Source organism: Streptomyces sp. NPDC015125 (genome assembly GCF_043080045.1).
Lineage (GTDB): Bacteria > Actinomycetota > Actinomycetes > Streptomycetales > Streptomycetaceae > Streptomyces.
This window is the reverse complement of record NZ_JBIBVF010000001.1, coordinates 864,886-889,645: the sequence shown is the minus strand read 5'-3', so window position 1 is coordinate 889,645 and position 24,760 is coordinate 864,886. Positions and strand designations below refer to the sequence as shown.

Here is a 24,760-nt window from a genome sequence, read left to right as displayed (position 1 = left end):
GACCCGTCCATGCCTAACCTCCGTGCTATGAGCAATGGTGAGACATCACGTTTTGTGCGCCTTCATGTGGAACTGATCATGGAGGTCGCCGACGCCCCGCAGCTGACCGGCGCGGCCCTCGATCACATCAGCGGCGACCCGTCGCTGCCCGACGAGGAGCGCAGACAGTCCCTGGAGACGGTCAAGGAGGATCCGGCGGAGGCGCTGGCCCACCTGATCGACCCGTTCGATCTCGTCTCCTCGGTGCCGGGCACCGAACTGGCCCAGGCCTCGTGGAGCAGTGAGGAGCTGACCGACTACGACCCGGACGCCGAGTGGAACGCGGCGGAGTGGGATCTGGCGGACGACGCGGACGGGGAGGGCTGACCGCCGCGCCTCGTCCCGCCCGAACAACCAGGGCCCCCGTGCGGCTGTGCGCCGTACGGGGGCCCACGACGTGGCCGGTGCGGCGAGTCCGGCAGGTCCGACTTCGGTCCGTGTGTGCCCTGTGACCGATGTAAGGGCATAAGTGGCCTTCCCCACACTTCGTGGAGGCATGGAACGGGCGAAACGGAAAAGGCGTTCCTATGACGTCGGCAGGAATGCCTGCGTCCGGATATGCCTGCGTTCAGTTGGCAGCTCGCTCGGGGAATGATGCGAAATCGGTAGTAATGGAGATGCGTGTGATGACGGACAGCCAGCGCCGGAAGGGGCTCATAGCCAGCGCCACGCTGCTCGGGGGCGTACTCACGCTTGCGGCGTGTGGCGGCAGCACAGCAGCTGACCAAGGCGACGGCGGTGCTGACGGCACCCGGCACGAGAACACCCAGCAGGTGGACGAGGCGGCCGCGAAGGATGCCTCCCAGGCCAAGATCAAGATCCTGCCGGAGGACGGTGCGACCGGCGCGGGCGTCAATAGTGACGCCAAGGTCACGGTCAGTGCCGGAAAGCTCACCGACGTCACCATGACCTCGGTCGAGTCCAAGCAGAAGGTCGACGGAACCCTCTCCGCCGACGGCACCTCCTGGAAGCCGAACAAACCCCTGGACCGCTCGACGAAGTACAAGGTCACCGCGCATGCGGAGGACTCCCACGGGCGCACGGCGGTGGAGAACTCCAGTTTCACCACCGTCGCCCCCGAGAACAGCTTCGTCGGGAACTTCACGCCGGAGAACGGCTCGACCGTCGGTGTCGGTATGCCGGTGTCGATCAACTTCGACAAGCCGGTCAAGAACAAGGCGGCCGTCCAGTCCGCGATCAAGGTCGCATCGAGCAGCAACCAGCAGATCGTCGGCCACTGGTTCGGTGACAAGCGGCTGGACTTCCGCCCCCAGGAGTACTGGAAGGCACACTCCAAGGTCACCCTGAAGCTGGGTCTCGACGGTGTCGAGGCGTCGCCGGGCGTCAAGGGCATCCAGAACAAGACCGTCAGCTTCAATGTCGGTCACTCGCAGGTCAGCACCGTCGATACCGCGGAACACGTGATGTACGTGGTGCGGGACGGCGAGCTCATCCGGTCCATCCCGATCTCGGCCGGCAGTGACGACCATGGGACCTACAACGGCCAGATGGTCATCTCCGAGCGGTTCGAGCAGACCCGGATGGACGGCTCGACCGTCGGCTTCAAGAAGAAGGACGGCAAGGGCGAATACGACATCCCCGATGTCCCGCACGCCCAGCGCCTGTCGGACTCCGGCACCTTCATCCACGGCAACTACTGGGGCAAGGGTGTCTTCGGCAAGGCCAACACCAGCCACGGCTGCATCGGCCTGGAGGACGCCAAGGGCGCCAAGGACGCGAAGACGGCCGGCGCCTGGTTCTTCAACAACTCGCAGATCGGCGATGTGGTGGACGTCGTCAATTCCCCTGACCAGACCATCAAGCCGGACAACGGCCTGAACGGCTGGAACATGGACTGGTCGCAGTGGGTGACCGGTAGTGCGGTGCCGGTGCAGTAGTGCAGTGCCGGTGCCGGTGCAGTAGCGCGGTGCCGGTGCAGCGATGCAGCGGGTCACGGCAGCACACCGCATGGATGCCATGTGTGACCGCGTATGACGGCTGACCGCATATGACGGCTGACCGCACATGACGGCGTATGGCGCCGTATGGCCGCGGGCCTACATGCAAGACCGACGCCCGGTGGCGCCCGATCAAGGCGTCACCGGGCGTCGTGGGCTGTGTACGGGCCCGCCGCCGACCGCTACCGGACCGCGAGCCCCAAACCACCGGGACGCGGGGCGAGAGGAGCCCTCCGTACAGTGAGCGGGTGAGCGAGCGGGTGAGTGAGCGCGGAAGCACAGGACGCGGAAGCACGGGACGCGGAAGCAAGACGCGAGGCGGGCCGTCGCCGGCGGCCGCGGCCGGTGAACTGGTCGGGCAGGTGCTCGGCAGCGTCCGCTACGCGCCGGACGGTGCGCAGGCCGAGGACGCCATCGAGGCGGGCGCCTCGATGCTGGCGGCGGCCGAGGCCGGCTGGGAGGCGGTGAGCGCGGCGGTGGTCGCCGCCGCCGTGGCGGGCGTGCGGCAGTGCTGGGCGGGCGGCTGGCAGCCCGCCGACCTGGAACGGATCGTCCGGCGTGAGGCATCCGACGCCACCCTGGTGGCCGTGGTCGTCGACGCCGTCGCGGCCGACGCGGCCCGGCCCCCGGCGGCACGGTCCGTCCGGGACACGCGCTGGGCCGAGCAGCTGCGGCAGCTCGGTGCCGAGGTCTGGTGGGCCTCCGACACCGGCTACCTCGACGCACTGGCCCAGCGCCGCCGCGCCTCCCGCTTCGCGACCGCGTACGACGTACTGGCGGCGCTGCGCGCGCTCGCCCGGCTGCCCCGCATCACCCCGCTCCCGGCCCCGTCGCAGGCCGCCCGGGGAAACGGCCCCGCCGGTGCCGCCGCCTCACGTGCCCTCGGCCGGATCCGCGGGCTGCTCGCCAAGGCCGAGGCGACCGACTACGCCGAGGAGGCGGAGGCGCTGTCCGCCAAGGCGCAGGAGCTGATGGCCCGGCACAGCATCGACGAGGCGCTGCTCGACAGCGCCGCCGCGCCGGGCGGGCAGACCGGCGGTCCCTCCGCGGTCCGTATCGGCATCGAGGGCCCGTACGAACAGGCCAAGGCGCTGCTGCTCGACGCGGTGGCGGCCGCCAACCGCTGCCAGGCCGTCTGGGCCGCCGACGTCGGCTTCTCCACCCTCGTCGGCTTTGCGCCCGACCTGGAGGCGGCCGAGATGCTCTACACCTCGCTGCTGCTCCAGGCCACCGCCGCGATGCACCGCGCGGGCGACGACCACCATCGAGCTCTCAAGGAGCAGGGGCGGGAGCAGGACCGAGCCCCCAAGGAACGGGGCGGAACCCCCACCGCCCGCGGCCGCTCCCGCCGCACCCGGGACTTCCGTCAGACCTTCCTCGTCGCCTACGCCGACCGCATCCGCGACCGGCTCGGGGCGGCCACCGCCGCCGCCACGGCCGCCGCCACCGTCGCCGCCGGGTCCGCCGAAGCGGCCCCTGACCTCCTCCCGGTCCTCGCCGCCCGCGCACTCGCCGTGGAGGAGACCACCGGCGCCCTCTTCCCCGACACCGCCCCGGTCCGCCTCCGCGGCATACGCGACGCGGACGGCTGGCACCAGGGCAGAGCGGCAGCGGACCGGGCACGACTGGGCGAGGGGGCGGGGTGAGCCCGCGGCGCGGGTGACGGCGGTGGGCCCTGCTCCGCTCCGCCTCGTCCCTCGGTGAGGACCCCGCGCACCTGCTACGGGCGTGAGCCGCGCGCCTGCTACGGGCGTGAGCCGCGCGCCTGCTACGGGCGTGAGCCGCGCGCCTGCTACGGGCGTGAGCCGCGCGCCTGCTACGGACGATTCGCGCACCTGCCACGGACGACCCGCGCACCTGCCACGGACGTCCGTGCACCCGATATGACAGCAACCCGCCCCCCCGCCACGGATGCCTCACGCCGCCCCCCGCTAAGTCAGCAACCCACGCTCCAGAGCCGTGATCACGGCCGCTGTGCGGTCCGACACCTCCAGCTTCTTGAACGCACGCAGGAGATGGGTCTTCACCGTGGCCTCCCCGATGAACAGCTCCCGGCCGATGTCGGCATTGGTCAGTCCCTGGCTGACCAGCCGCAGTACCTCGCACTCCCGGGCGGACAGCGGCGGCGGCTCCACCGTCCGCGCCCGGAACAGCTTGGTGGCCAGCGACGGGGTCAGCACGGTCGCCCCGCGCGCCGCACCGTGGACGGCCTCGATCAGCTCGGCCCGGGAACTGCCCTTGAGGAGATAGCCGGCCGCGCCCGCCTCCACGGCCCGCAGGATGTCGGAGTCGTCCTCGTAGGTCGTGACGATGACCACCTTGCTGCGCGGCGCCTGCCGCAGGATGTGCCCCGTGGCGGCAACCCCGTCCATCCCGCCCATCCGCAGATCGAGCAGCACGACGTCCGGCAACAGCCGGGTCGCCAGCGTCACGGCTTCCTCGCCGGAGCCCGCCTGCCCCACCACCTCGACGCCCGGGTCGGACTCCAGGATCGCGCACAGGCCCTCGCGTACGACGGGATGATCGTCGGCGAGCAGCACCCGCACCGCGACCGTGTCCTCAACGCTCATCATCCGCCGCCTTCGCCCAACGCCCCGCCGCCCCTTGCTCTTCTCGTTGTTCTTCGTGCTCTCGGGGCTCCCGGTGCGCCTGGTGCTCCCAGTGCTCCCGGTGCTCCTGGTGCCCCCAGTGCTCCTGGTGCTCCTGGTGGTCTTCGTGCCGCCCCGTCGCCGGTGCCGCTGTCCCGTCCACGGTCTCCTCCAAGGGCACCGTCACCTCCACGGTGGTGCCCACCCCCGGTTCGCTCACCACGCTCAGCACCCCACCGGTCTGCGCCACCCGCGCCGCCATGCCCCGCAGCCCGAAGCCCCCGCCGTCCCCCTGGCCTTGCCCTGCCGCACCGTGCTCCGGCTCCCTCCCGGCCGCTCCCGCCCTCCCGGCCGCTCCCGCCCTCACTGCCGCTCCCGCATCGAACCCCTTGCCGTCATCGGCGACGCGGAGCACGACCTGCCCCGCGCCGTACCGGAGCACCAACTCCACCGAGCGGGCATCGGCGTGCTTGCGCACATTCGCCCCGGCCTCCTGCGCGGCACGCAGCAGTACGACATTGACCGCCATCGGCAGCGACCGCTCGTCGCCCTCGACGGCGAACCGCACCAGCAGCCCGCTTGCCGCGGTCAGCCCGTCCGCCTGCCGCCGCAACGCCTGCGCCAAGGAGCTCTCCTGCAAGGACGCGGGCGTCCGGTCGGCCACGAAGGCGCGCGCCTCGACCAGGCTCTCCTTGGCCACCCGCCCGACCAGCGCGAGGTGCTTCCGGGCGATGGTGGGGGCGCCCTCCACCTCCGAATCCGCTGCCTGCACCAGGCTGATGATGCTGGTCAGGCTCTGCGCGAGGGTGTCATGGATCTCCCGTGCCAGCCGCTCGCGTTCGGCAAAGATCCCGGCCTGGTGCGACAGGCGGGCGACCTGCTCGCGGTTCTGCCGCAGCTCTTCGATCAGTTCCGCGTGCTCTTTGTTCTGCCGTACCACCCGCTTGATCCACAGGCCGAGGAGTACCGACAGGGCGATCCCGAGCAGCGATGCCAGCAGCATGAACAGCACGGCCGGTCCCTCGGCGCCGCCGCGCAGCCACAGCATCGTCACGGGGGCGAGATTGCCGAAAACGCCGACCACCAGCGCCGGCCTGGTCGCCAGACTCATCATCAGCATCGGGATGAGGGCGAACAGGGCGAACGAGCTCATCAGATCGACGGCGGTGGCGACCCCGAACAGCACAAAGAGCCCGACGGTGAAGACGACGTTCCGCCGATCGCTCTCATGGCGCAGCATCAACGGCCGCCCGATGCCCGCATACCAGGGCACGATCAGCGTCAGCGCGGCGATGGCGACCACCCGACCGCCCTGCGGGACCCCGGAGGCCCCCGAGGCAGCGGAGGCCCCGGAGGTGAACACCAGCCCCGTGGTGACCAGGTAGCAGACCACGAAGTAGCTGTCCCACAGCCCGAACCAGCGCACCCGCGCCTCGGGCGCGCGCCGCGCCTCAGCCGTCACCGTGTCCCCCTGGATACCACCGTGTCCCCCTGGATAGGAGCGTCCCGCACCCGGGAGCGGGTGCGGCCGCGCGCCCAGTCCTATCACCCTCCTCCCCGGTGCCGGCTGTCCACCGACCGGTGGACAGCCGAATCCACCGGTCGGTTGTCCTCCCTCAACCTCCCCTCCCCATAACGTCGTTGACGCCCCCCTCGCGGACCTCACAGAAGACCCCGTGCAAAGGAATCCACAAACCATCGGCATTCCCGGAAGGGGAACCCTCCGAACTGCAGGAACAAGAGAACTCCGAAGCAGCTCCAAAGCGGCTCCAAAGTGGCTCCAAAGCGGCTCCAAAGCGGCTCCAAGGCACATTAGAAGAACTCGCCGAACCGCAGCACACCCGCTGGGCAAGAGAATCCGCAGCACCGCAGAAAGGCCCGTATTTCCATGGATCACCTGAGTCAGTTCGCCACTGCACTCATCGCCAGTGCCACCATCCTCACCATCATCCTGGCGACCGACCTGGGCCGCCGCCGGGTCACCAACATGCGCATGCTGCGCTCCGTGATAGCGGTCGCCATCATCATTGCGCTCTTTGTGCACTCCCTTCCGACGTCCGGGAATGCTCCCTCGTTTCAGCTCATCGGCCTTGGCCTGGGCGTGATCTGCGGCCTGATCGCCGGCGTACTGCTCCCCGCGCACCGCGGCAGTGACGGCCAGATCTACACCACCGGCGGATTCGGTTACGCCCTCGTCTGGATCGTCCTCTCCGCCGCCCGCGTTCTTTTCGCCTACGGTGCCGAGCACTGGTTTGCCGAAGGTCTGATCCGCTTCAGCATCGAAAACCAGCTCAGCGGCCCCGACGTCTATGCAAATGCCTTCGTCTTCATGTCGCTTGGCATGGTTCTCACCCGGACCGCAGTCCTCGTGACAAAGCGCCGCCGCATCCGTCATGCGGTCGCCGATCCGGCGGGCACGGAACGGCCGGTTGCGGTCTGACGGCTACCGTCCACAGACCGGCGCCGCCGGCCGGTGCCACAGACCGGCGCCGCCAGGGGGCACAGGGGGGACAGGGAGGCCGGGCCGACCGGGGGGACGGCCCGGCCCTGACACTCCCCTCCCGTGCCCTTCTCCTCCCGCTTCCGCCACTTCCTCCCGCGACCTTCCGCCTCTCCCGCTTCCTCCCGCGTCCTTCCGCCCCCTCCCGCGTCCTCCTGTGCTGTACGGTCGGCCGATTGAACGCACGCCTCCGGCCGGCCGTACAGGTAGCGACGGCGCCGACCTCCCGAGTCCGGTCCGCCGCGCCACCACCGGGCCTCGCACGGAAGGACCTTCGGGTTGTCGCACTTCACGCGCTCTCACCAACTGCCGCAGGAGAAGCAGGCACCCCCGACCGGGGACCTGCCGCCGGACGGCCTCCCGGAGCACGCGCCGGACGCCGCAGCCACGGCAGCGGGAAAGCAGGGCGCCCCGGACGAGCCCACAGACCGCGATACCGCCCCGGGCGAGGCGACGGACCGCGATGCTGTCCCGGACCGCGATACCGCCCCGGACCGCGATGCCGTCCCCGTCGATTCCACGGACCCCGATACCGCCCCGGGCCGCGGCTGGCGCGACCGCCACCCGGCCATGGCGCGGGCAGCGGCGTGGACCACCACCGCCCTTGCCGCCGCGCTGGTGCTCGTCACCCTCCTGCTGCCGAACGATCCCACCCGCCTCACACCCGCCGAATTCGTCCGCATACCGGTAGAGGGGATAGCCGGGGCCGCCCTGCTGCTCCTCCTGCCGCAGAAGGCGCGGCGGGTGGCCGCGGTGCTCGCGGGGGTCGGACTCGGCCTGCTGACCCTCCTGGACCTCCTCGACATCGGCTTCGTCGAGGTGCTCGGCCGAGGGTTCAACGTCGTATTCGACTGGGTCCTGCTCGGCGACGGCGCCTCCTTCCTCCAGGACTCCCTGGGCCGGACGGGCACGATCGGAGTCGAGATCGCGGCCGTCCTCCTCGTCCTCGCCCTGCTCGTCCTCCCCGCACTGGCGGTCGTCCGGCTCAGCAACCTCATGGCCCGGCACGCCACCAGGGCGGCCGGCACCACCCTCGTCCTCGGTACCGCCTGGGTCCTCTCCTCGGCCCTCGGCCTGCAGATCGCCGGTGCGCCGGTCGCCTCCCGCAGCACCTCCGACCTCGTCCAGGCCCGCATGGACGGCGTGAGCGCGACCCTGAAGGACGAGCGGACGTTCGCCAAGGAAGCCGCGAGCGACCCCTACCACCACACACCGGGAAACCGGCTGCTGACCGCGCTGCGCGGCAAGGACGTCATCTTCACCTTCATAGAGAGCTACGGCCGCAGCGCGGTCCAGGACCCGCTGATGGCACCGGGCGTCGACGCCACGCTCGCAAAGGGGACCGAACGGCTGCGGGCGGCCGGCTACTCCGCCCGCAGCGGCTGGCTCACCTCGGCGACGTACGGCGGCAGCAGCTGGCTGGGCCACTCCACCTTCCTGTCCGGCCTGTGGATCGACAACCAGCAGCGCTACCGCACCGTCACCGCCGGCGATCACCTGACCCTCACCGGCGCCTTCAAGCGCACCGGCGCCTGGCGCACCGTCGGCATCATGCCCGGCGTCACCAAGAGCTGGCCCGAGGGCAAGTTCTACGGCCTCGACCACATCTACGACTCCCGGGAACTCGGCTACAAGGGCCCCAAGTTCAGCTGGTCGACCATGCCCGACCAGTACAGCCTCTCCGCCTTCCAGCGCCTGGAGCACGGCAAACCGCACGACAAGCCCCTGATGTCCGAGATCATCCTGACCTCCAGCCACAACCCCTGGGCGCCCCTCCCCAAGACGATCGGCTGGGACAAGGTCGGCGACGGCTCCGTCTACAACAGCATCGAGAAGGCCGGCAAGCGCCCCGTGGACGTGTGGCAGCAGACCGACAAGGTGCGCACCGAGTACGGCAAGTCCATCCAGTACTCCCTGAACAGCCTCATCTCGTACGTCGAGAAGTACGGCAACAAGAACACCGTGCTCGTCTTCCTCGGCGACCACCAACCCGTCGCCAAGGTCTCCGGCGACCACGCCAGCAGGGACGTCCCGGTCGCGATCGTCGCCCACGACCCCGACGTCCTGAACCGCATCTCCGACTGGCACTGGACCCCCAGCCTCAACCCCGGCCACAAGGCCCCGGTCTGGCGGATGGACACCTTCCGCGACCGCTTCCTGAAGGCCTACGGCTCACACCCCGACGCCGCCACACCTCCGGCCTCCCGCTGACCGCTGATGGCCCTGCCACCGCGCCGAACCGTCACGCACCGCGGGGCGGTTCGGCACGACCTCGGCACCGTGCCGGCGATGCCGTTCCGGCGGCACTCAGACGCACTCAGCCACATTCGGACGCACTCAGAAGCACTCAGAAGCACTCGGAAGCACTACTCAGACGCACTCAGACGCACTCCGGCACCCGGGGCTCACCACGGAACACCTGCGCGGTATGCCAGGTGATGTAGGCGGGGGCGACCCGTGCACTGCCCCGCTGCGGCCCGACGACGGCCTGTCCGGAGAGGCTGAGCACTTGCTCGGCCGCCGCCCGGCTGTGCCCGATGAACTCCTGGGAGACCGTGATCCGCCGACCGGAATCCAGGCCCAGCACCCCTCTGTCGAACAGCTTGTGGTGCAGTGAGCACAGGCACAGACAGTTGGCGAGGTCATCGGGCCCGCGGAAGGCCCACCACTGGACGTGAGCGGCCTCCAGCCCGACCGGCACCCGGCCGATCGAACCGTCGAACCCGCAGAAGGCGCACCGGTATTCGTAGGCGATGAGCACGCGCCTGCGCAGCTCGGCCGCCCGCCGGCGCCCCGGGACCGGGACCGGCCCGGAGGCGAGCCGTATTCCGTCCGCCGTCTCCAGATGGAGCCCGACGGCAGCGGCGATGTCCGGGTGGGCCGACGGCGGGAAGTGCCGGTCCAGCAGCAGTTGGGCCAGCTGCCCGACCAGCGCCGGATCATCCGAGAGCGCGCCGCGCAGCCCGGTGGCCAGTTGCCCCCGTGCCCCGCTTTCCCGCAGCGCCCGCACACCTGCCCCCGGACTGCCGTCCCCGCTGTCGGTACGCACCTCCCACACCCCGTCACTGACGAGATGGTGAAACGGATAGGAGGGCGACGTCCGGTGCGTGGGTCCGTAATCCCGCAGCAACTCGCTCAGATCGTGCTCGATCTCGGAGTAGCGCATCGGCTGCAGCGGCAGCCGCTGAAACCGCCCCAATGCATAGAGCATGAGCAGCGGTTTGTGCGGCGCCCGCGCTCCGTTCTGCGCCCACTGCCGCAGATTCCCCACCCGCTCCACCCAGTCCATGACAGGACTCTAGGCCGAGGGCCCGCGGCGCCCGACTTCAGGCCGAGGCGACCGCGGCAGCAGCCCATCCCAGCCCATCCCAGCCCGGACTACGAGGCCGAACCGGCCCGAACTGCGAGGCCGAACCGGCCCGGACTACGAGGCCGAACCGGCCCGAACTGCGAAGGCGAACCGGCCTGGACTACGAGGCCGAACCGGCCCGGACTGCGAAGGCGAACCGGCCCGGACCACGAAGCCGAACCAGCCCGGACTACGAAGACGAAGGCGTACCCTCCGCCCGACGACGGGCCTTCTCGACAACCTCGCGCACAGCATCGGTGACGAGCTGCGGCCGGTTGTTCTGGATGTTGTGGTCACTGTGCGTCTTGGTGATGTGCTGCGCACCGGGAAACTGCCGCGCGAGATCTCGCTGCGAGGCACGCTGGGCCCGCCAGAAGACCTGCGGGAAATCCGCCGGGGCATGAGCCGGCAGCCGGGCACGAAACGCATCGGCGTCGAATTCATCCCCGGTCAGCACGACCACCGGGATCTTCGGCACCGGCGGGGCGGCGCGCACCTGTCCGAAGACGGTCGCAGGGTTCTGCCTTTCCACATCTTTCCACTGGGCGATGCGCTTCTTGTCATCGTTACGGATCAGCGCCAGAAACGTGGCGAACTGCCCCGGCGTGAGCCGCGATTGCAGGAATTCCGACTCGGCGTCCACGAGAACGAGCCCGGACACCTCATGCGGGTACTCGCCGGCATAGACCCTGACGATCGGCCCGCCCGCCGACCATCCCGCAAGCACATACGGGCCGGGCACCTTCGCCGCCTTCAACAGTGCGTGCAGGTCCGCGGCATCACCACGTGATGTGGTGGGCTGCGCGACCGTCGTCGAGGTGGTGAACTTCCCGTTCTCCCGCACCGTTCCCGGGCGGTCGTAGGAGCAGACCCGGGTGAACCTCCCCACCCCGGGATATACGGCAGAACTGCTGGGTTTTCTGTCGCCGCCCGGTCCGGTCACATAGCTCCAGGTATCCGCGGCGGCGACGAGCCCCGGTACGAGCACGACGGTCGGAGACCCACTGCCATGGCACTGCAGATACATCGTGCGGCCATGCCCGATATCGACCAGCCGCGCAAAGGACGTCGCGGTTTCCGCGCCGGCGTCCTCCGGGAGGGCAGCGTTGATCGTGGAGGTACTGCAAGCCGCGAGGAGCAGCGCAGGTACGACCAGAATGCCGGCCCACCCGAGAAAACCCCTCCACGCGCCGCAACCGCTCCGCCGGACCATGCCAGACAGACCCATCTCACTCCGTCGTGATGTTGTGCCAGTGCCATTCCCCGGAGGAATCCCGAGCGGGGAATCCGGCGATACTCCATATTGCGCTCGGGCGCTCAGGCGCTCAACGCGCAGCTGAAAACAACCGGGAAGGAAAGAGCGTCGTTGGCCGAGGAATAGCACCATTGGGCAACGTATGCGAAATGCCGGACGCCGACAACGACACACTCCCGGCGAGTCTTCCGCGACCAGCACCGGGGCGCCCTGGGGGACGCTGCCCCGGTGGAGCCCTGTATCGCATCCTCGCCCTGACCGTTTGGATCTGTCCGTCTGGACCTGACCGCCTGGATCTGAACGCCAGGATCTGCCACCTGCCACCTGCCACCTGCCACCTGCCACCTGCCACCACGGCCGCAGCGGTCAGCCGGTCAGCCAGTCAGTCGGTCATACGCTCACCGGCCGCCTGCGGCCATGAGGCCCTTGGTGTCAGCCATCCAGAAGCCTGAGCACGCCCTCTCCCTGCCTGCCTGCCTGCCTGCCCGCCCCGCCCCGCCCCGCCCCGTGCCCGTGCCCGTGCCCGTGCCCGTGCCCGTCGGGCCAGGGAGTCACGGCGAACACCGAGCCATTACCGTGCCCGGGAAGGAGACGGCCCCGAAAGCTCCTCCTAGCCCTCGAGGAAGGTGAGGGTTTCGGCGAGCGGCGCTCGGCCGCTGCGGGCGTATCTCGTGGTGGTGTCCGCAAAACCGATCGACATGCCGCAGATCAAGGTGAGTTCCGCTGGCGGTGATACGACCTCTGCGACGGTCCTGCGGTACACCGACCAGGCCATCTGCGTGCAGCTGTGCAGTCCTTCGGCGCGGAGCAGCAGCATGATGGTCTGCAGGTACATGCCGGTGTCGGCCCACTGCGCTGTTCCCATCTCGCGGTCGATGTAGCAGAACAGGGCAACGGGCGCGCCGAAACAGTCCCAGTTGGCGGCAACGGCTCTGTCTCGCGCCTGTTTGTCCTGCCGTGGGATGCCAAGAGCGGCGTAGCGCTGCTCGGCGGCGGAGTCTCTGCGCTCGCGGTAGGGGGACTTCAGTTCGGGCGGATACATCTCGTACTCCCGCTCGTCCCCGGGAGCGCCCGCGGCCACGCGCTCGGCTGTGCGTCTCTTGAGCTCGGCCAACGGGGCGCCGCTCAGCACATAGGTGTGCCACGGCTGGAGGTTTGCTCCAGACGGTGACCTGGACGCGGCGGAAAGCACACGCTCAAGCACCTCCCTCGGAACAGGTTCGTCAGTGAACCCGCGCACCGCCCGCCGACTCGTGACAGCCTCATAGACGTCCAAGAAGCGCCCACCTCCTGCGTCCTGCACTGGATTGTCCGGCCTTCGGTCGCCCTTCGTTCGGGCCTCTTACCCTGTTGACCGTTGCCGACCGGGAGAGGTGACGGTGACCGGTGGATTCAGGCGAGGTGTTGGCGCCGCCGCCCCTGAATCCCGCCGGGGGCGAAGGCACCTGCACACCCTCGCCGTCCCACCGCCTCATGCTGCGGAAGCGCTGATCAGGCGTCGGGTGACCCGGGCGCGGGGCGGGGAGTTTCCAGGCGAAGGACGAGTGCACGCAGGGCGCGAAGCTCGGCGTCCAGTGCCTGCGCGCCTTCGCGGGTGAGGGCAATCCACGTTCGGGGGCGCCGACCGGCGTAACCCTTTTCCACGGTGATCAGAGCCGACTCCTCCAGCACCTTCAGGTGTCGCGAGAGGTTTCCGTCGGTGACGGCAAGTTGCTTCTTCAGGAAGCTGAACTCGACTCGGTCGGCTTCTCGGGCGATGGTGAGAACGCCGAGCCGCACGCGCTGGTGGACGGTGTCGTCCAGTGACCGGGTCGGATGGAGTCGTTCTTGTTCCTCGCACGCAGAGGGCGAGTCCTCGACGCTCATGAGGCAGCCGTACCCGCGTCGGCGACGCCGGACGCGGCTCGACGACGGGCCACCGCCCACTCGGCCAGGCCGGCGAGGAGCAGGATGGCGGCGAGCAGGCACGCCTTGGCCTGCGGTCCGTCGGTCCAGCCGGGGTCGGCGGGGTCGGCGGGGTGCTGCCAGGGGAGCCATCCACTACCCCAGGAGGCACCGAGGTAGCCGGTGAGCAGCACGGCGTGAGCGGTGCCGGCGGCTGCGGCGAACCAGCTGCGTTCGGCCATCCCGAGGGCGAGAAGTCCGATGCCGACCAGGTACCACGGGGAGGTGTAGCTGTTCTCCAGCAGTACGGCCTCCCACGACTGGTTCCTGCTGAACAGCAGGGCCATCAGGGCTGTCGTGATCGCTGCCGTGGCCAGGGCGGTCGTGCGGATCCACACGCCGCGGCGGGGGACGATACCCCGGGCCTCGCCACGCAGGCGGTACCAGCGGGCGAAGACGAACCAGGCCAGGGGGAGGAGCGCGAACCACACGCCCCAGGCTGCGAAGCGCAGCACGGCGCCGTCGAACTCGCCCCTCAAACAGGGGGTTCCCGGTTCATGGACGACGCACAGGCCGGTCAACTCGGCGTAGGCAAAAGCCGGATAGGACCCGATGTTGCGGCCGTGGGCTCCGAAATTGAAGGCGTACCGGGCAACCGGAGCGGCCGCCAGCGCAAGCAGGCCCAAGCCGAGAAGGGAGACCCACGAGCCGTTCAGCTGCGCGCGGGCCCTGGCCCGCAGGCCTTCCGTCGCCGCTATCAGGCCGACCGCGTCCGCCCTCGGTTCGGACCCCGCGCTGCTCAGTAACGGTGTTCCCACCATGCCCCCTTGTGGTCGCGCTTCGGCAGCGCTGAGGAAGCGGACCGCCGGTTGGCCGCCCACCGCCCACTAACTTTGCGATGCAAAGTACATGGCGGTCAAGAGTAAGTGGCTGCGCCACCCCGAAGGGCAGCGCACGAAAACCCGTTGGTGGGGCCGGGCTTGAGCAGGCGGGGGCTGTGGTGATGCCGGACCCCGACGCTTGGGTGTCCGAGGCGGAGACACTCGTGGTCCCTGGCAGCCGAGGGGCGACGGGCATGCCGTCGCCGCCCGCTATCGGCTTGACGATCCGTCGGCGCCAAAACCCGCCCACCGGACAGGTACCCCCGCCCCCGGAATCACGCCCACCGGGCGGCTGGCCCCCACCCCGGGAGTCGCCCCGCCCCCGGAATCACGCCCACCGGGCGGCTGACCCCCGCCCCGCTCCAGCAGCACCCCGACGGGCCCTTGCCGACGTACTGCTGGCGCCCTTACCCAACGGGCAGTTCGGCCTCGATGAGGTCGGCCGCGCGCCGGGTGCCGCCTTCGGTGGCCATTTCCCGCTGGATGGAAGCGAGGCGACGCCTCACTCCCGGGTCGTCGACGAGCGCGAGCACCGCCGCACGGAGGGTGGCGGCATCGGCCTGGTCCATCGGCACGTGGCGGGCCACGCCGAGCTCCTGGAGGACGTCCGCATTGCCGAACTGGTCGACGGCCTGCGGGACGGCGACCATGGGCGTGGCGGTGGCCAGCCCCTCCTGGCTGCCACCCGCCCCGGCGTGCGTGATGAAGGCATCCGCCTTCTTCAGGATCGCCAACTGCGGTACCCAGTCGTGCACTTCGACGTTCCCGGGCACCTCTCCGAGCTCTTCGGCCGTGACGTGCTTGCCTACCTGGAGCACGACATGCCAGCCCGGCAGATCACCGAACGCCTTGACGCACTCGCCGTAGAAAGCGGGCTGCTTGGTAAAGGACGAGCCGAGTGAGACCAGCAGCACCCGCTCGGCGTCCGCGGGCCGCTCCCAGTCGCCCTGCGCGGCGCGGTCGCCCTGGCAGGCACCGACGAACGAGTGAACCTTCTCATCGACCCGGCCGGCGTTCGGCTGCAGTGCCTTCGGGATGAGCACGATCGAGCGGTCGGGGCGGCCGACGAACGGGTCGGGGTGCTGCGTGACCCCGTTCTCGGCAAGCCAATTGGTGAACTTCTCGTAGTACGCCCTGCCGCGCTCGGTCGCCTTGGGCTCCGCCCACATCGGCTCGGCAACCTCCTCCTCGTACCCCTCCCACGCGACCAGGTTCGGTGAGAGGGAGAGCGCGGGTACGCCCCAGCGGCGAGCGAGGACGCGTGCGGGATACGAGGTGATGTCGTGCAGGACGAGATCCGGCTCATCGCCTTGATACGCCGTGATGAGCTGCGGCAGTGCCTGGATCGCGTCGTCCAGAAACGGCTCGACGTTGTCGAGGAGCGTGGTCCCCCAGGCCGACGGGTCGTCGTCGGGCGAGGGCAGCGTGGTGCGGTACAGGACAGGCTCGGCGCCGGTCTCGGCAACCTTCTCCTCGAAAAGGTGCGGGATCGCGTACGTGACACGGTGCCCACGGGCGACGAGCTCGCGGATCACTTCGAGACTTGGGTTCACGTGCCCGTGGGCGGCGATGGAGAACATGGCGATATGGGCATGTCTGCGGGACTTCGGGGGCGTCATGGCCTCACATTAGACGAGACGAAACGTCTCGTCTAATGCATTTCCAGGCAACCGCATCCATGGCAGGGGCAGCTACGTCCTGGCTATTCCCGCCCCTGCGGTCACGATCATGCCGAGAAGTCCTGTGGCGCGGCGTCCAGGTCCCGTCGCAGTCTGCGGGCCGGTCCCGCCAGGTGGCCGGCTGGGGCTGCGCGGGGGCGCCTGCGGGTCAAAGACCAGAAGCCTGCCGGCGTGGCTGATGGCGGTTGATGGCTGAAGTGCACACGTGCGGGTGCTCGGGCCCTGCTCCCGCCGTCGTGGCTGCTTTCTCCGCTTGAGGTGTCGGGGGCACTCGGTCGACATCCCTGGCCGGGGCGGTGTCCGGAGCGAACCTGCACGACAGCCAGGCGCTAACCTCGATCTTGTATGAGGGTCCGTCAGCTTGCTGCCGCACCGCTCATTCAAGATCGAGGTTAGGTTGGCCGCCCGCTTGCTCATGACCACTTCGGGTAGCCAACTCGCCGAGTACACAAGGGGGTTCATCGAATGCGCCGATCGATACGACTGGCGGGGACGATCACAGTAGCGGCGGCGACGCTGCTCGTGAGCGGCTGCGGCGGGGGCACGCACCACGACAAGGCAGCGGATACATCGAGCAAGCCCGAAAAGAAGACCTCGTCGAAACCGCGAAATGAGGTGATGGACGAACAGGAAAACATGAAGAGCTTCCTTCCCGGGGCATTCGCGCCCGTAGATGGAAAGTCCCTAAACCCAGATAAAGCGGTCTTCGACAGAGGGCAACTGAAGGACGACACCGAGAGCCCCGAGAAGGTCGCCAAGGACGCAGGGGCCACGAAGAAGGGCAGGGACGCACTCTTCCTGGCCGTTGCCAAGAGCGGCAATAAGGCAGTACTGGCCGGCAAAGCCGACTGCTCCGGCACGTATCACGTCGCCAAGGACGGCCGGGCGACCTTCGACTTCACGTGCGCGGGCGGCGACAAGGAACACACAAAGACCACCGGCACCGGCATCGAGGCCACGCGCCTTGCCATCACATGGCCCACAGGCAAGAAGGACATCCTGGTCAAGGTCGCCGACAAGAATGGCAAAGAATTCTAGAGGGCTGTTCCGTGGTGATCTCCGGGTTGTGACACCACTACGTCCACGAGGTCTTGCCCCGGAGGGGGATGCCACCCGCCACATGGTCGTGGTCGGGGTCGTACTCCCACCACCGGTCAGTGTTCACCGGGCCGGGAGGCCGATGGCGGCGTGGGCTTCGTCCAGGATCCGGCCGATCTCGGAGGCGGCCTGCCGCGCCTGAGCCGCGTCGCCCGATTCGGCAGCGTTCTCCCACCGGTGGAGGTCCGCTGCCGCGTCGGGCCGACGCTGGATGTGGACGTAGGTCGCCCACTCGGCGAGGAAACGCTGGAGCGGTGCCAGATCGGAGCCCTGCCCGGACTGGTCGGCCGCTTGGTCCAACTCCCGTGTGAAGGCTGGCAGCGCTGCGGGCGCGATCTGACTGATGGCCTGCCGCAGTGCGGCAACCGTGGCCGGGGGCCGGGGAATGAGTGGCTGCCCAGCGGCGGAGGTGGTCATGGCCGCTCCCATGGGCGTGATGCTGATCCCGTGCGTCAGCGTATCCGGCGCAAGTCCTCTCCCCCCGCTCGAACGAGTGAGGGAGAGGCGGTGCGGCTACCCGCGCCTGGACCGGCTTGGCGGCAGCGTTCTACTGCTCCGTGACTTCCGGGGCGGGCGCGATGCCCGTCGGGCAGGACCGTCCCCAGTTCGTCTCGGACGGGGTGGTCAGCTTGACGCCCGTCCCCCCGATTCCGCAGTACCCAGCCGGGTTCTTGTCCAAGTACTGCTGGTGGTACGTACGAGCCGTCCCCGCCCCCGCGGTCACCATCGAGCGGACCGTCACCCGCAGCGGCAAGACCTTCCACACCGGCCACCAGGCTTGGCACGAAGCCGAGACGCCGACCGTCTACCGCACCACGACCACGGCAACCACCGGCCCGCTCCTCGGACTCCCCGAGGGCGAAGTCCTGTTCGCCGTCGACCGGCTGCTGGCCGACCCCCACACCGAGACCCGCGCACTGCACCGCGTGCTCATCCCGTTCGCCACCGCGGCCAACGAGGCCGAACAGCTCGGCGAAGCCCCGGACACCGAGCCGGAGCAGATCTACGCCATCCTCACTGCAGCCGGCCACAAACTCACCTGGGACGAGACCGTCAGCGCTCCCATGCCTCTGCCCGACGAGCGCGCCACGCTACAAATCCCCGACGCGACCCCGATCGTCCACGCCACCCGCGTCACCCGAGGCACCGACCAACGCCCACTAATCCTCGAAGAACTCCGTGCCGGCGCCGACCGTACCCAACTCGCCTACCGCATCACCGCCGACAGCCCCCGCACATTCCGCGCCGTCTGAGCCCATGCTCCGGCCAACTGTCGAAAACTGTCTTCACTTACTCAAGGCGCCGCGCAAGCGCGGCGCGCGCCGCAGCCCCCGGCCCGGGGCTGCCTCTGTCTCCGCCCCGGCTGCCCCGGGCCGGGCGGCGGCGCAGCGAGCGCGAGACCAGAGGCAAGCCCTCAGTGGGGCTCGGACCGACGAGGTTCGAGCGGCCGAGAGAGACGCCTCCGGCGGGGGCGCTCAGAGTCCGGGATGGAAGGGGCACCGTTTGCGTGTGCCGGCCCGGAGCGTGGTGAGCGTCGTGGGGCTCCCATCCCGACCACCTTCGGCCCAGGGAGAGCCGAGCGGTCGTGGTTCAGGGCGTCAAGGTCGTTCGTACAGTGGTGCGCTCCACCTTGACGCCCTGAACCACGACCGCTCCACGGAATGTGGGTCGAAGGCGGACGGGATGGGAGCTGGGGTGAGTGGTGGGTGTCATGTCGTGAGATCTGCCAATGCCTACCCCGTTGCCTTCCTTAGGCTGGCACCTATTCGTCCCATAGAAATAAGAGCAGAACCAGCGGGGCCTGAGAGGAGGACCTCTGGGGCAGAATTTTCTCTGATCTGTACTGGAGAAACCGCTGCCACCGGAGCACACGCAACTATCTCTTCAAGTTCCTGACCAGACCATAGATCAATTAGACGCAAGACGTTATCCCAACCGACAGCAACGAGAAACTCGCGACCATGCCCCGACGGGACCGTGCACATTGATCGCACAGGATTAACTTCAATCGAACGAACTTCCACGCCGGATTCGACATCCCAGATTTTAATACCACTGTTCCCGTACGGACTTGCTTCCGTTGCAACCAAAGATCGCCCGCCACTATCCTTAACCGGCATCATTGTCCCGACGGGCCCAACGTGGAATGAATTTTCGACCACGCCTGACCGGGCGTTCCAGACATGCATCATTGAATTCTTCGTCGGTGTGTCCACAATCAAAATTTGCATGTCCCCGGGATTTTCCTTCCTCATGATGCAGTACGAGCCAGCTCTGACACCATGAACCTGGAACAGTACCTTCCTACTCTCAATATCCCAGGCCACAACCTCTTCGCCGCAGTCGTTGCTGATCCCCGCTACTGCGGGAGAATCTGCATTCAGACCCTGCAGTTGGCGGATTCGACCGCTTCTGATACGCTCCACCTCTTGCTTACTGAAAGAATCCCAGACGCGGATACACCTATTTGGATTACCCTGATAGGTGGCGGAGCAGGTCGCAATCAAAGGATTTCCCGCTCGGCCGGTTACACACATTTCTGTGACTAGCCCAGCGGGTACGGACCCTACAACCATGCCTGTACTCAAAGTTCGCATTTCAACTGCGTTTCCTGCCGCCAAATACGCAAGACTCCCAAATGATGTCGCATGCCATCCTCCGGAACTGCCAGCGCTGGGGCTTTTGCTCTCGATCTTCCACTGGGACCACTTTGGGTGAAGCCATCCGGCCAAGGGGGGCGGAGGCCCTCCCAATGCGGTCAAATGGAATGCGTGGCTGGCCCTCTGTGACGCTACTTCTACGCCGCCCAAGTGGCGCTCAATCCGAGCCCAGGCACACAAGTTTATGTTCCCGTGGACAGGATAAAGCGACGGCAGGAGACTCCCGACTCTTTGGCTTGTCTCCCATTCGAGAAATGGGAGAGGGACGTGACTATCGTCCAAGACTTCACCCAGAGCAGCGTGCTGCACGAGGTAACGTCTGACATACGGGTGAGGGGGATACGGGAGAGTGGATCTTGTGATACTGGAGAGCGCGACAGCGATCTTCGAATGAATCGATCTACCATGGTTTTGCAGATCGGCTTCCTGGACCGTTCTATTCTCACCGACTACAAGGCTTCTTAGATTCTCTGCGATGCCCTCATGACCAGGACGGTAGACAATTCTATTGTCCGAAACATCGGTGGCCAGATAGCCATTTAGTCGACTTGATTGAATCTGTTTGATGACTTTGTCTGCATCTATTACAGCATTTTCGCGGATGGCGTGAAAAACCGTCGCCCATACATCCGCCCAGGGTAATCCAGGTCCGCAGGAAAATGCCGTAGCCTGCAGTGCGGCGAGCAAATCGCTAAGTTCGATCCCGGAGTTTTCTGCCACCTCTTCGAGATCCCAATGGAGAAGCGCGACGGTACCGTCTTGCAGGGATTTGATCCACTCAGAATCTTCTACATTTTGCATGACCGATCGGTTCCGCGCCCTGTCAGCGGCAAGGCGAGCGTTAAGAAAGGAAGGAGCCGCATGGCGAGAGATGACTTCGGCGACCTTGAGGGCTGAATCAGGTTCCTTCAAATAGGGGGATTGGGGGTGACTTCTATCGGTGAGCAAAGAAAGGACGTAGCGTGCAATTTCCGTGTAGCTCCCATCTCCGTCTGTCCGCAGGACGATGACGGGGGTTCTTTCGATCTCGGTGGGTGCATTCGTCTCATCGGATAGCGGCTCGTAAATTTCTTTGTCGTGGAACGGGGTGTCTATCACCTTCACTATTTCGTCGATCAGGTGGTCGCTCTTGACTGGTGTTCCGTCGAGTGCCGTGTTTTTGGGGCTACGTACACCGAGCAGCACGCGGACTTCATTTCTGGATCGATTAGCATCACGAACAAGGGGATGCAAAACATCGCCGATCAACGACTCGGGATCAGCAGCCTCATCGACACCGTCGATAGCGATAACAACAGGCCGGCCGAGTGCTGACCTTGCAGACTCTATTTCCTCACTCAAAGAGGTTTTGTGCTCTACCGTTAGGCCGCTGATACGCAGGAGTGCAGTTCGGATCTCTTCAGCAACAGAAGCCGAAGATTTATTTCTCGCTAGCACTGCGATATCTACGGATGGAGAAGAGTTTGATTCCAGTCTGTTCAGAACATCTTGAGGAACTTCGCTCCGGATTTGTGCATTTCCGTGCACTACTAGATATCCGATAATTGCCGACTTGCCTGACCCTGCTTCTCCGGTTACAAGGCATACACCTTCCCCCGAGCTTAGAAACTTCTGGATCTTTGCGAGGACCTCGTGCCGACCCGTGAAATGCCAGGATGCATCGTTCTCTGAGGAAGTTCCTGAAGCTCGCGATATCCAGTAGTTGGAGGGAGTAATGGTGTTGGCGATGCCAACTGATCGGGCCTCAGGAACGCCAAAGTTCGAATTACCCTTAATCCAATACCTTGGGTTAGGCAGACACGGGCTGGGAGCGTCGCTGCGACTGCGAGGCCACACCCAACGTACCGAAATTAGGTCGCGCCTATCTGTGGCGACATCGCGCAACACCATCTCCCAATCCCGATAGGAAATAGTAGGCCCCGCGAAGCCATTAGTTTCGTCACAAATCTTCTGTACGGCAAGGTCGAGTACCTCAGTAAACTCGCCAACCCGTGGTTGTTCGCTGAAGTCTCCACTAGTGACGACTACCAGTGTGTCCATTGCAAATCGATCAGATGAAAGGTCTTGGAGGCGACTCGCCAGTTCGGCGTCCAATGAGCCCGAATAGCATGAATCGACAAGCACAAGTACGTGCTGAACTTCAGAATCCAGGATGGCTCCTACCAAATCAGCTGTAGGGAAAGCTGTTGACATGAGCTTCGAGTCGTCCGACTGAGGCAGCAAGAGAAAATGTCGGTTCGCGTTTGATCGCGCACCATGTCCGGTTATGTAGACGACTAGAACATCCTCTTGTTCACACTCGAATAGTCTCTCCTGATGCGCAAATTCGGTGATGTCGCGAACGGTTTCGAGTGCCTTCGGCACAGTCGGAATGAATCTTTCCTCATGAGATATCGCCTCGTGTGCAAACCAGTTCTGCACAGAGGAAACCTGTTCCCGGATAGACTCTGTGAATTCCTCGCTCTCGTAGTCGTACTCAGTCACTGCAATTGTGACGAGTCTCCGGCGGTTTGGGCTCACACGATTTCTCCCATGCAGGTGACTCAGTGAAGTAGCTTTCCCACAGCCGGGTGACGCAAATAGTTTACGGCCGCATGAGGGTCGCGCAGCCCATTCTCCACGCTAATATTCACTGTGCGAGGCCCGGTCAATGCTATTCCCCCAGTTATGGCGTCCAGGGGATCGAAAATGTTGCTCCATTCACAATCTACATCCTGAATTTGTGACCCATGTCCGAGCATTCGCCTAACAGTTGGCCAAGCCAGTGGCGATCCAAACGTGACAATAGTAGGCCGTTTAGGGGAACCCCCGTCTTCTAGCGACAGGTCCCCCCGAAGCAGCATGTCGTAGAGCACTACGCTCCCCAAAGAGTGCCCGAGAATTACGCTCGTGGCGGTGGAGGTGGACTCTGCCACTTTCCGTCGAATGGCACTCGAAAGATTTTCATCTGTCAAATATCGGTAGACTTGGCGAAGAATGTAGAGGAGGTACCTCCCAGCGTTACGGCCGAATTTCCGATCGACTGCTACCAGGAAGCGAGAAACTTTCCTTGGGATTGCGACTAGCCCCAATACCTGAGCTTGAATATCGCGAATATCCATGTCGGAAATGAGGTTGTCCTCAAGGACTTCCTCGAGGAACCTTTCCTCGCCCGGTAAGAGCGGCGTATCACCGTCGATCTCATCCTCGCGTCCTAGTCGACCAGTGGCCTTCCGGAATAATGCCGCATAATAGGCGACTTCCATACTGCGGAGCTTTGCGTTCTCATTTGAGGCGCTAATTCCTTGCTGGGCTGCAACTTTCCAGCTTTCTTGCAGGGAGTTTGGGCTCTTTCTTTGTTGGCCGATTCCGTGAATGCCCAAAATTTCCGCGGTCATAAGCTAATCCCCTCGATGGCTGACCTGGAAATGATGCCGTGGTGGCGGGCAGCCCGTCCAGCGGATGCACGTCTTGGTGGGCTCTGTTCCCGCCGGCCATGAAGAGCCGGTGCAGGGGAGTCGAGCGACGGGGCTCTCCTGTGGGGCGGTCGACCGGCAGTCTCGGCGTGCCAGTTACGTGCCAGATGCTGCAGTCAGCCACGGTCAGTTAGAGCCAGAGGAGGTGCGGGTGCCTGCGGCAGGGAAAGCAGAGCTGTGGCCCTGCTGACCTGGGAGGACCACAGTGTGTTCAGCGCCAGGCTTACAAAGCAGTGATCGTGAAGGCGGCGCACAGCCGCATCGGCAGCTTCGCGAATCTTAAGCACCAGCCTTGCGCCACCTGAGCGCTTCTTCTCGCGCTGCGTTGGCCAGGGCTAGCGCGGCCTCCACAGGAAGCGACAGCCGGAGGACTCCCGAACCATCACTTGCTGTCGATGCCGGCGACATGACCTTGGCCGTGTCGATGCCCACCCCATCCATCGCGCCCGTCAGTTCCGTCGCAGCGTCCGCCGCGCTCCGCCAGCCGGCCACGTAGTCCACGCCGCGTACCCACACCCAGCCGTCCGGTTCCAGAGCCTCGTCGTCGAAGTTCGGGTCCTTCGGATCGTGCTGCACAGAACTTCACTCCCAGGAGCAGTAGTTGATTGCCTGGGGATGTCCATCCGCCGGTCAACAGGCATGACAGCGGCCCCAGTACCATCGGCACTGGGGTCCGCGAGGGCTCCGGACCGGACCACCCCGGATGCTGTCCAGGCGAGGGGTGGTCCGGTCTCACATGTCTTGGATCAGCCGGTGTCAGGTGCTGACGACAACGAGCGGCACGACTATCGCCGCCCAGAAGGCCACGATCAGCACGCTGAATAGTCGCTGTCTCACAGGCACTCACCGTCCGTTGGCGTCATGCGCCAGAATCGGGTGACGGTCTCGCGGTACCCGCGGTGCGAGGGGTGCTGGCCGGTATGAGAGAAGGCCCAGTCGCGTGCCGTCTCGAATTCTTCCGAGGGGTCTGCTGCGGCGTCGCAGGATATGCACTCCAACTCGTGCACCATCTCGGGGGCCTCCGGAGCGGTCTCGGGCCCCAGGGTCCATCTGAGATAGCGAAAGACTGACCGGGTCACAGCCCACTCCTGCTGTGAGCGTTGAGCTCTGCCACCCGTGCACTCAGGTCGTCACAGGAGCCGAGCAGGCGTAGATCCTCGGGCCGTGCGTCCCATTCGATCCCGCCTTGGGGCGGCCGCAGTTGTACCTGCCGCCCCTCAAAGTCCATAACCCGGCCGACCCGGCCGCTCCTGGTGTCCAGCGTCAAAGTGCCCACCGCAGGGGCTTTCTTGTCGCTCATGCAAGGAGGATCACGGCGGTGCCCAGGACGTGGGAACCTCGCCCAAAACCCATTTTGGGACGTCCCAGAGGAGGTAGAACGTCCCTAGCAACGTCCCAACTTCCAGGGAGAGAC

Annotated in this window: 20 protein-coding genes and 1 pseudogene; 7 read left to right on the top strand and 14 right to left on the bottom strand. The window is 66.3% G+C overall.

All coding sequences use genetic code 11. From position 1 onward, the window contains the following. Positions 1-27 precede the first annotated feature (27 nt). The 3 genes from ACF088_RS03860 to ACF088_RS03850 all read left to right on the top strand — a co-directional run bounded on the left by ACF088_RS03860 (position 28) and on the right by ACF088_RS03850 (position 3,643). A complete protein-coding gene (locus tag ACF088_RS03860) occupies positions 28-366 on the top strand; it encodes a hypothetical protein (RefSeq protein ID WP_392373751.1) in 339 nt (112 codons plus the stop codon). Between the two features lie 299 nt (positions 367-665). After that, entirely contained in the window at positions 666-1,937 is a 1,272-nt protein-coding gene (locus ACF088_RS03855; protein WP_392373750.1) for an Ig-like domain-containing protein, read from the top strand. Between the two features lie 422 nt (positions 1,938-2,359). Beyond that, positions 2,360-3,643 carry a DUF2786 domain-containing protein gene (locus ACF088_RS03850; RefSeq protein WP_392373992.1) on the top strand — a complete coding sequence of 428 codons (1,284 nt, stop codon included), beginning with the start codon at positions 2,360-2,362 and terminating at the stop codon, positions 3,641-3,643. Positions 3,644-3,928: 285 nt separating this feature from the next. On the opposite strand, the gene ACF088_RS03845 is transcribed toward ACF088_RS03850, so the two are convergent. Then, positions 3,929-4,567, bottom strand: a complete 639-nt coding sequence (locus tag ACF088_RS03845; protein ID WP_392373749.1) for a response regulator — start codon at positions 4,565-4,567, stop codon at positions 3,929-3,931. After that, entirely contained in the window at positions 4,557-6,047 is a 1,491-nt protein-coding gene (locus ACF088_RS03840; RefSeq protein ID WP_392373748.1) for a sensor histidine kinase, read from the bottom strand. The genes ACF088_RS03845 and ACF088_RS03840 overlap by 11 nt, the downstream gene beginning before the upstream one ends. A gap of 426 nt (positions 6,048-6,473) precedes the next feature. Here ACF088_RS03840 and ACF088_RS03835 point away from each other — a divergent pair, with 426 nt between their 5' ends. Both ACF088_RS03835 and ACF088_RS03830 read left to right on the top strand, forming a co-directional pair. Further along, positions 6,474-7,025 (top strand): hypothetical protein, encoded by a 552-nt coding sequence (locus ACF088_RS03835; RefSeq protein ID WP_392373747.1) that lies wholly within the window; start codon positions 6,474-6,476, stop codon positions 7,023-7,025. A 339-nt stretch (positions 7,026-7,364) separates the two neighbouring features. Continuing rightward, on the top strand, positions 7,365-9,296 hold the full coding sequence (locus ACF088_RS03830; RefSeq protein ID WP_392373746.1) for a sulfatase: 1,932 nt from the start codon (positions 7,365-7,367) through the stop codon (positions 9,294-9,296). 169 nt (positions 9,297-9,465) lie between these two features. Here ACF088_RS03830 and ACF088_RS03825 read toward each other — a convergent pair whose 3' ends face one another. The 6 genes from ACF088_RS03825 to mgt form a co-directional block, all read right to left on the bottom strand. Next, entirely contained in the window at positions 9,466-10,374 is a 909-nt protein-coding gene (locus ACF088_RS03825) for a phosphorothioated DNA-binding restriction endonuclease (RefSeq protein WP_392373745.1), read from the bottom strand. A 250-nt stretch (positions 10,375-10,624) separates the two neighbouring features. After that, the gene (locus ACF088_RS03820; RefSeq protein WP_392373744.1) at positions 10,625-11,662 is read right to left on the bottom strand and encodes an alpha/beta fold hydrolase; all 1,038 of its coding nucleotides are present in this window, start codon (positions 11,660-11,662) and stop codon (positions 10,625-10,627) included. Positions 11,663-12,299: 637 nt separating this feature from the next. Further along, positions 12,300-12,965, bottom strand: a complete 666-nt coding sequence (locus ACF088_RS03815) for a nitroreductase (RefSeq protein ID WP_392373743.1) — start codon at positions 12,963-12,965, stop codon at positions 12,300-12,302. Between the two features lie 215 nt (positions 12,966-13,180). Then, on the bottom strand, positions 13,181-13,555 hold the full coding sequence (locus ACF088_RS03810) for a winged helix-turn-helix domain-containing protein (RefSeq protein WP_392373742.1): 375 nt from the start codon (positions 13,553-13,555) through the stop codon (positions 13,181-13,183). After that, positions 13,552-14,391, bottom strand: a complete 840-nt coding sequence (locus ACF088_RS03805; protein ID WP_392373741.1) for a hypothetical protein — start codon at positions 14,389-14,391, stop codon at positions 13,552-13,554. The genes ACF088_RS03810 and ACF088_RS03805 overlap by 4 nt, the downstream gene beginning before the upstream one ends. Before the next feature lie 470 nt (positions 14,392-14,861). Further along, positions 14,862-16,073 (bottom strand): macrolide-inactivating glycosyltransferase, encoded by a 1,212-nt coding sequence (gene mgt, locus ACF088_RS03800; protein ID WP_392373740.1) that lies wholly within the window; start codon positions 16,071-16,073, stop codon positions 14,862-14,864. 525 nt (positions 16,074-16,598) lie between these two features. Here mgt and ACF088_RS03795 point away from each other — a divergent pair. After that, the gene (locus tag ACF088_RS03795) at positions 16,599-17,171 is read left to right on the top strand and encodes a hypothetical protein (RefSeq protein ID WP_392373739.1); all 573 of its coding nucleotides are present in this window, start codon (positions 16,599-16,601) and stop codon (positions 17,169-17,171) included. 123 nt (positions 17,172-17,294) lie between these two features. Here the strand turns inward: ACF088_RS03795 and ACF088_RS03790 are convergent, their stop codons facing one another. Further along, complete coding sequence (locus ACF088_RS03790; protein ID WP_392373738.1) at positions 17,295-17,648, bottom strand: DUF6247 family protein; 354 nt, start codon at positions 17,646-17,648, stop codon at positions 17,295-17,297. A gap of 130 nt (positions 17,649-17,778) precedes the next feature. Beyond that, positions 17,779-17,934 (bottom strand): annotated as a pseudogene (locus tag ACF088_RS03785) (peptide-methionine (S)-S-oxide reductase); the annotation flags it as partial. Between ACF088_RS03785 and ACF088_RS03780 the strand changes: the two are divergent. Continuing rightward, complete coding sequence (locus tag ACF088_RS03780; protein ID WP_392373737.1) at positions 17,861-18,484, top strand: UTRA domain-containing protein; 624 nt, start codon at positions 17,861-17,863, stop codon at positions 18,482-18,484. The pseudogene ACF088_RS03785 and the gene ACF088_RS03780 sit on opposite strands and share 74 nt — an antisense overlap. A gap of 480 nt (positions 18,485-18,964) precedes the next feature. On the opposite strand, the gene ACF088_RS03775 is transcribed toward ACF088_RS03780, so the two are convergent. The 4 genes from ACF088_RS03775 to ACF088_RS03760 all read right to left on the bottom strand — a co-directional run bounded on the left by ACF088_RS03775 (position 18,965) and on the right by ACF088_RS03760 (position 24,646). Continuing rightward, a complete protein-coding gene (locus ACF088_RS03775) occupies positions 18,965-22,375 on the bottom strand; it encodes an AAA family ATPase (protein WP_392373736.1) in 3,411 nt (1,136 codons plus the stop codon). 59 nt (positions 22,376-22,434) lie between these two features. Further along, complete coding sequence (locus ACF088_RS03770; RefSeq protein ID WP_392373735.1) at positions 22,435-23,268, bottom strand: hypothetical protein; 834 nt, start codon at positions 23,266-23,268, stop codon at positions 22,435-22,437. Between the two features lie 357 nt (positions 23,269-23,625). Then, positions 23,626-23,922, bottom strand: a complete 297-nt coding sequence (locus ACF088_RS03765; RefSeq protein ID WP_392373734.1) for a hypothetical protein — start codon at positions 23,920-23,922, stop codon at positions 23,626-23,628. 499 nt (positions 23,923-24,421) lie between these two features. Continuing rightward, positions 24,422-24,646: a hypothetical protein gene (locus tag ACF088_RS03760; RefSeq protein WP_392373733.1), complete on the bottom strand. Its 225-nt coding sequence runs from the start codon at positions 24,644-24,646 to the stop codon at positions 24,422-24,424. Positions 24,647-24,760: the final 114 nt, after the last annotated feature.

Bases quoted from the DNA above. Each gene is read 5' to 3' on its own strand.
- ACF088_RS03790 (WP_392373738.1), bottom strand. From the start codon at position 17,648: ATGACCACCTCCGCCGCTGGGCAGCCACTCATTCCCCGGCCCCCGGCC.
- ACF088_RS03795 (WP_392373739.1), top strand. From the start codon at position 16,599: ATGCGCCGATCGATACGACTGGCGGGGACGATCACAGTAGCGGCGGCG.
- ACF088_RS03825 (WP_392373745.1), bottom strand. From the start codon at position 10,374: ATGGACTGGGTGGAGCGGGTGGGGAATCTGCGGCAGTGGGCGCAGAAC.
- ACF088_RS03770 (WP_392373735.1), bottom strand. From the start codon at position 23,268: ATGACCGCGGAAATTTTGGGCATTCACGGAATCGGCCAACAAAGAAAG.
- mgt (WP_392373740.1), bottom strand. From the start codon at position 16,073: ATGACGCCCCCGAAGTCCCGCAGACATGCCCATATCGCCATGTTCTCC.
- ACF088_RS03760 (WP_392373733.1), bottom strand. From the start codon at position 24,646: ATGAGCGACAAGAAAGCCCCTGCGGTGGGCACTTTGACGCTGGACACC.
- ACF088_RS03845 (WP_392373749.1), bottom strand. From the start codon at position 4,567: ATGAGCGTTGAGGACACGGTCGCGGTGCGGGTGCTGCTCGCCGACGAT.
- ACF088_RS03820 (WP_392373744.1), bottom strand. From the start codon at position 11,662: ATGGGTCTGTCTGGCATGGTCCGGCGGAGCGGTTGCGGCGCGTGGAGG.
- ACF088_RS03855 (WP_392373750.1), top strand. From the start codon at position 666: ATGACGGACAGCCAGCGCCGGAAGGGGCTCATAGCCAGCGCCACGCTG.
- ACF088_RS03835 (WP_392373747.1), top strand. From the start codon at position 6,474: ATGGATCACCTGAGTCAGTTCGCCACTGCACTCATCGCCAGTGCCACC.
- ACF088_RS03860 (WP_392373751.1), top strand. From the start codon at position 28: ATGAGCAATGGTGAGACATCACGTTTTGTGCGCCTTCATGTGGAACTG.
- ACF088_RS03810 (WP_392373742.1), bottom strand. From the start codon at position 13,555: ATGAGCGTCGAGGACTCGCCCTCTGCGTGCGAGGAACAAGAACGACTC.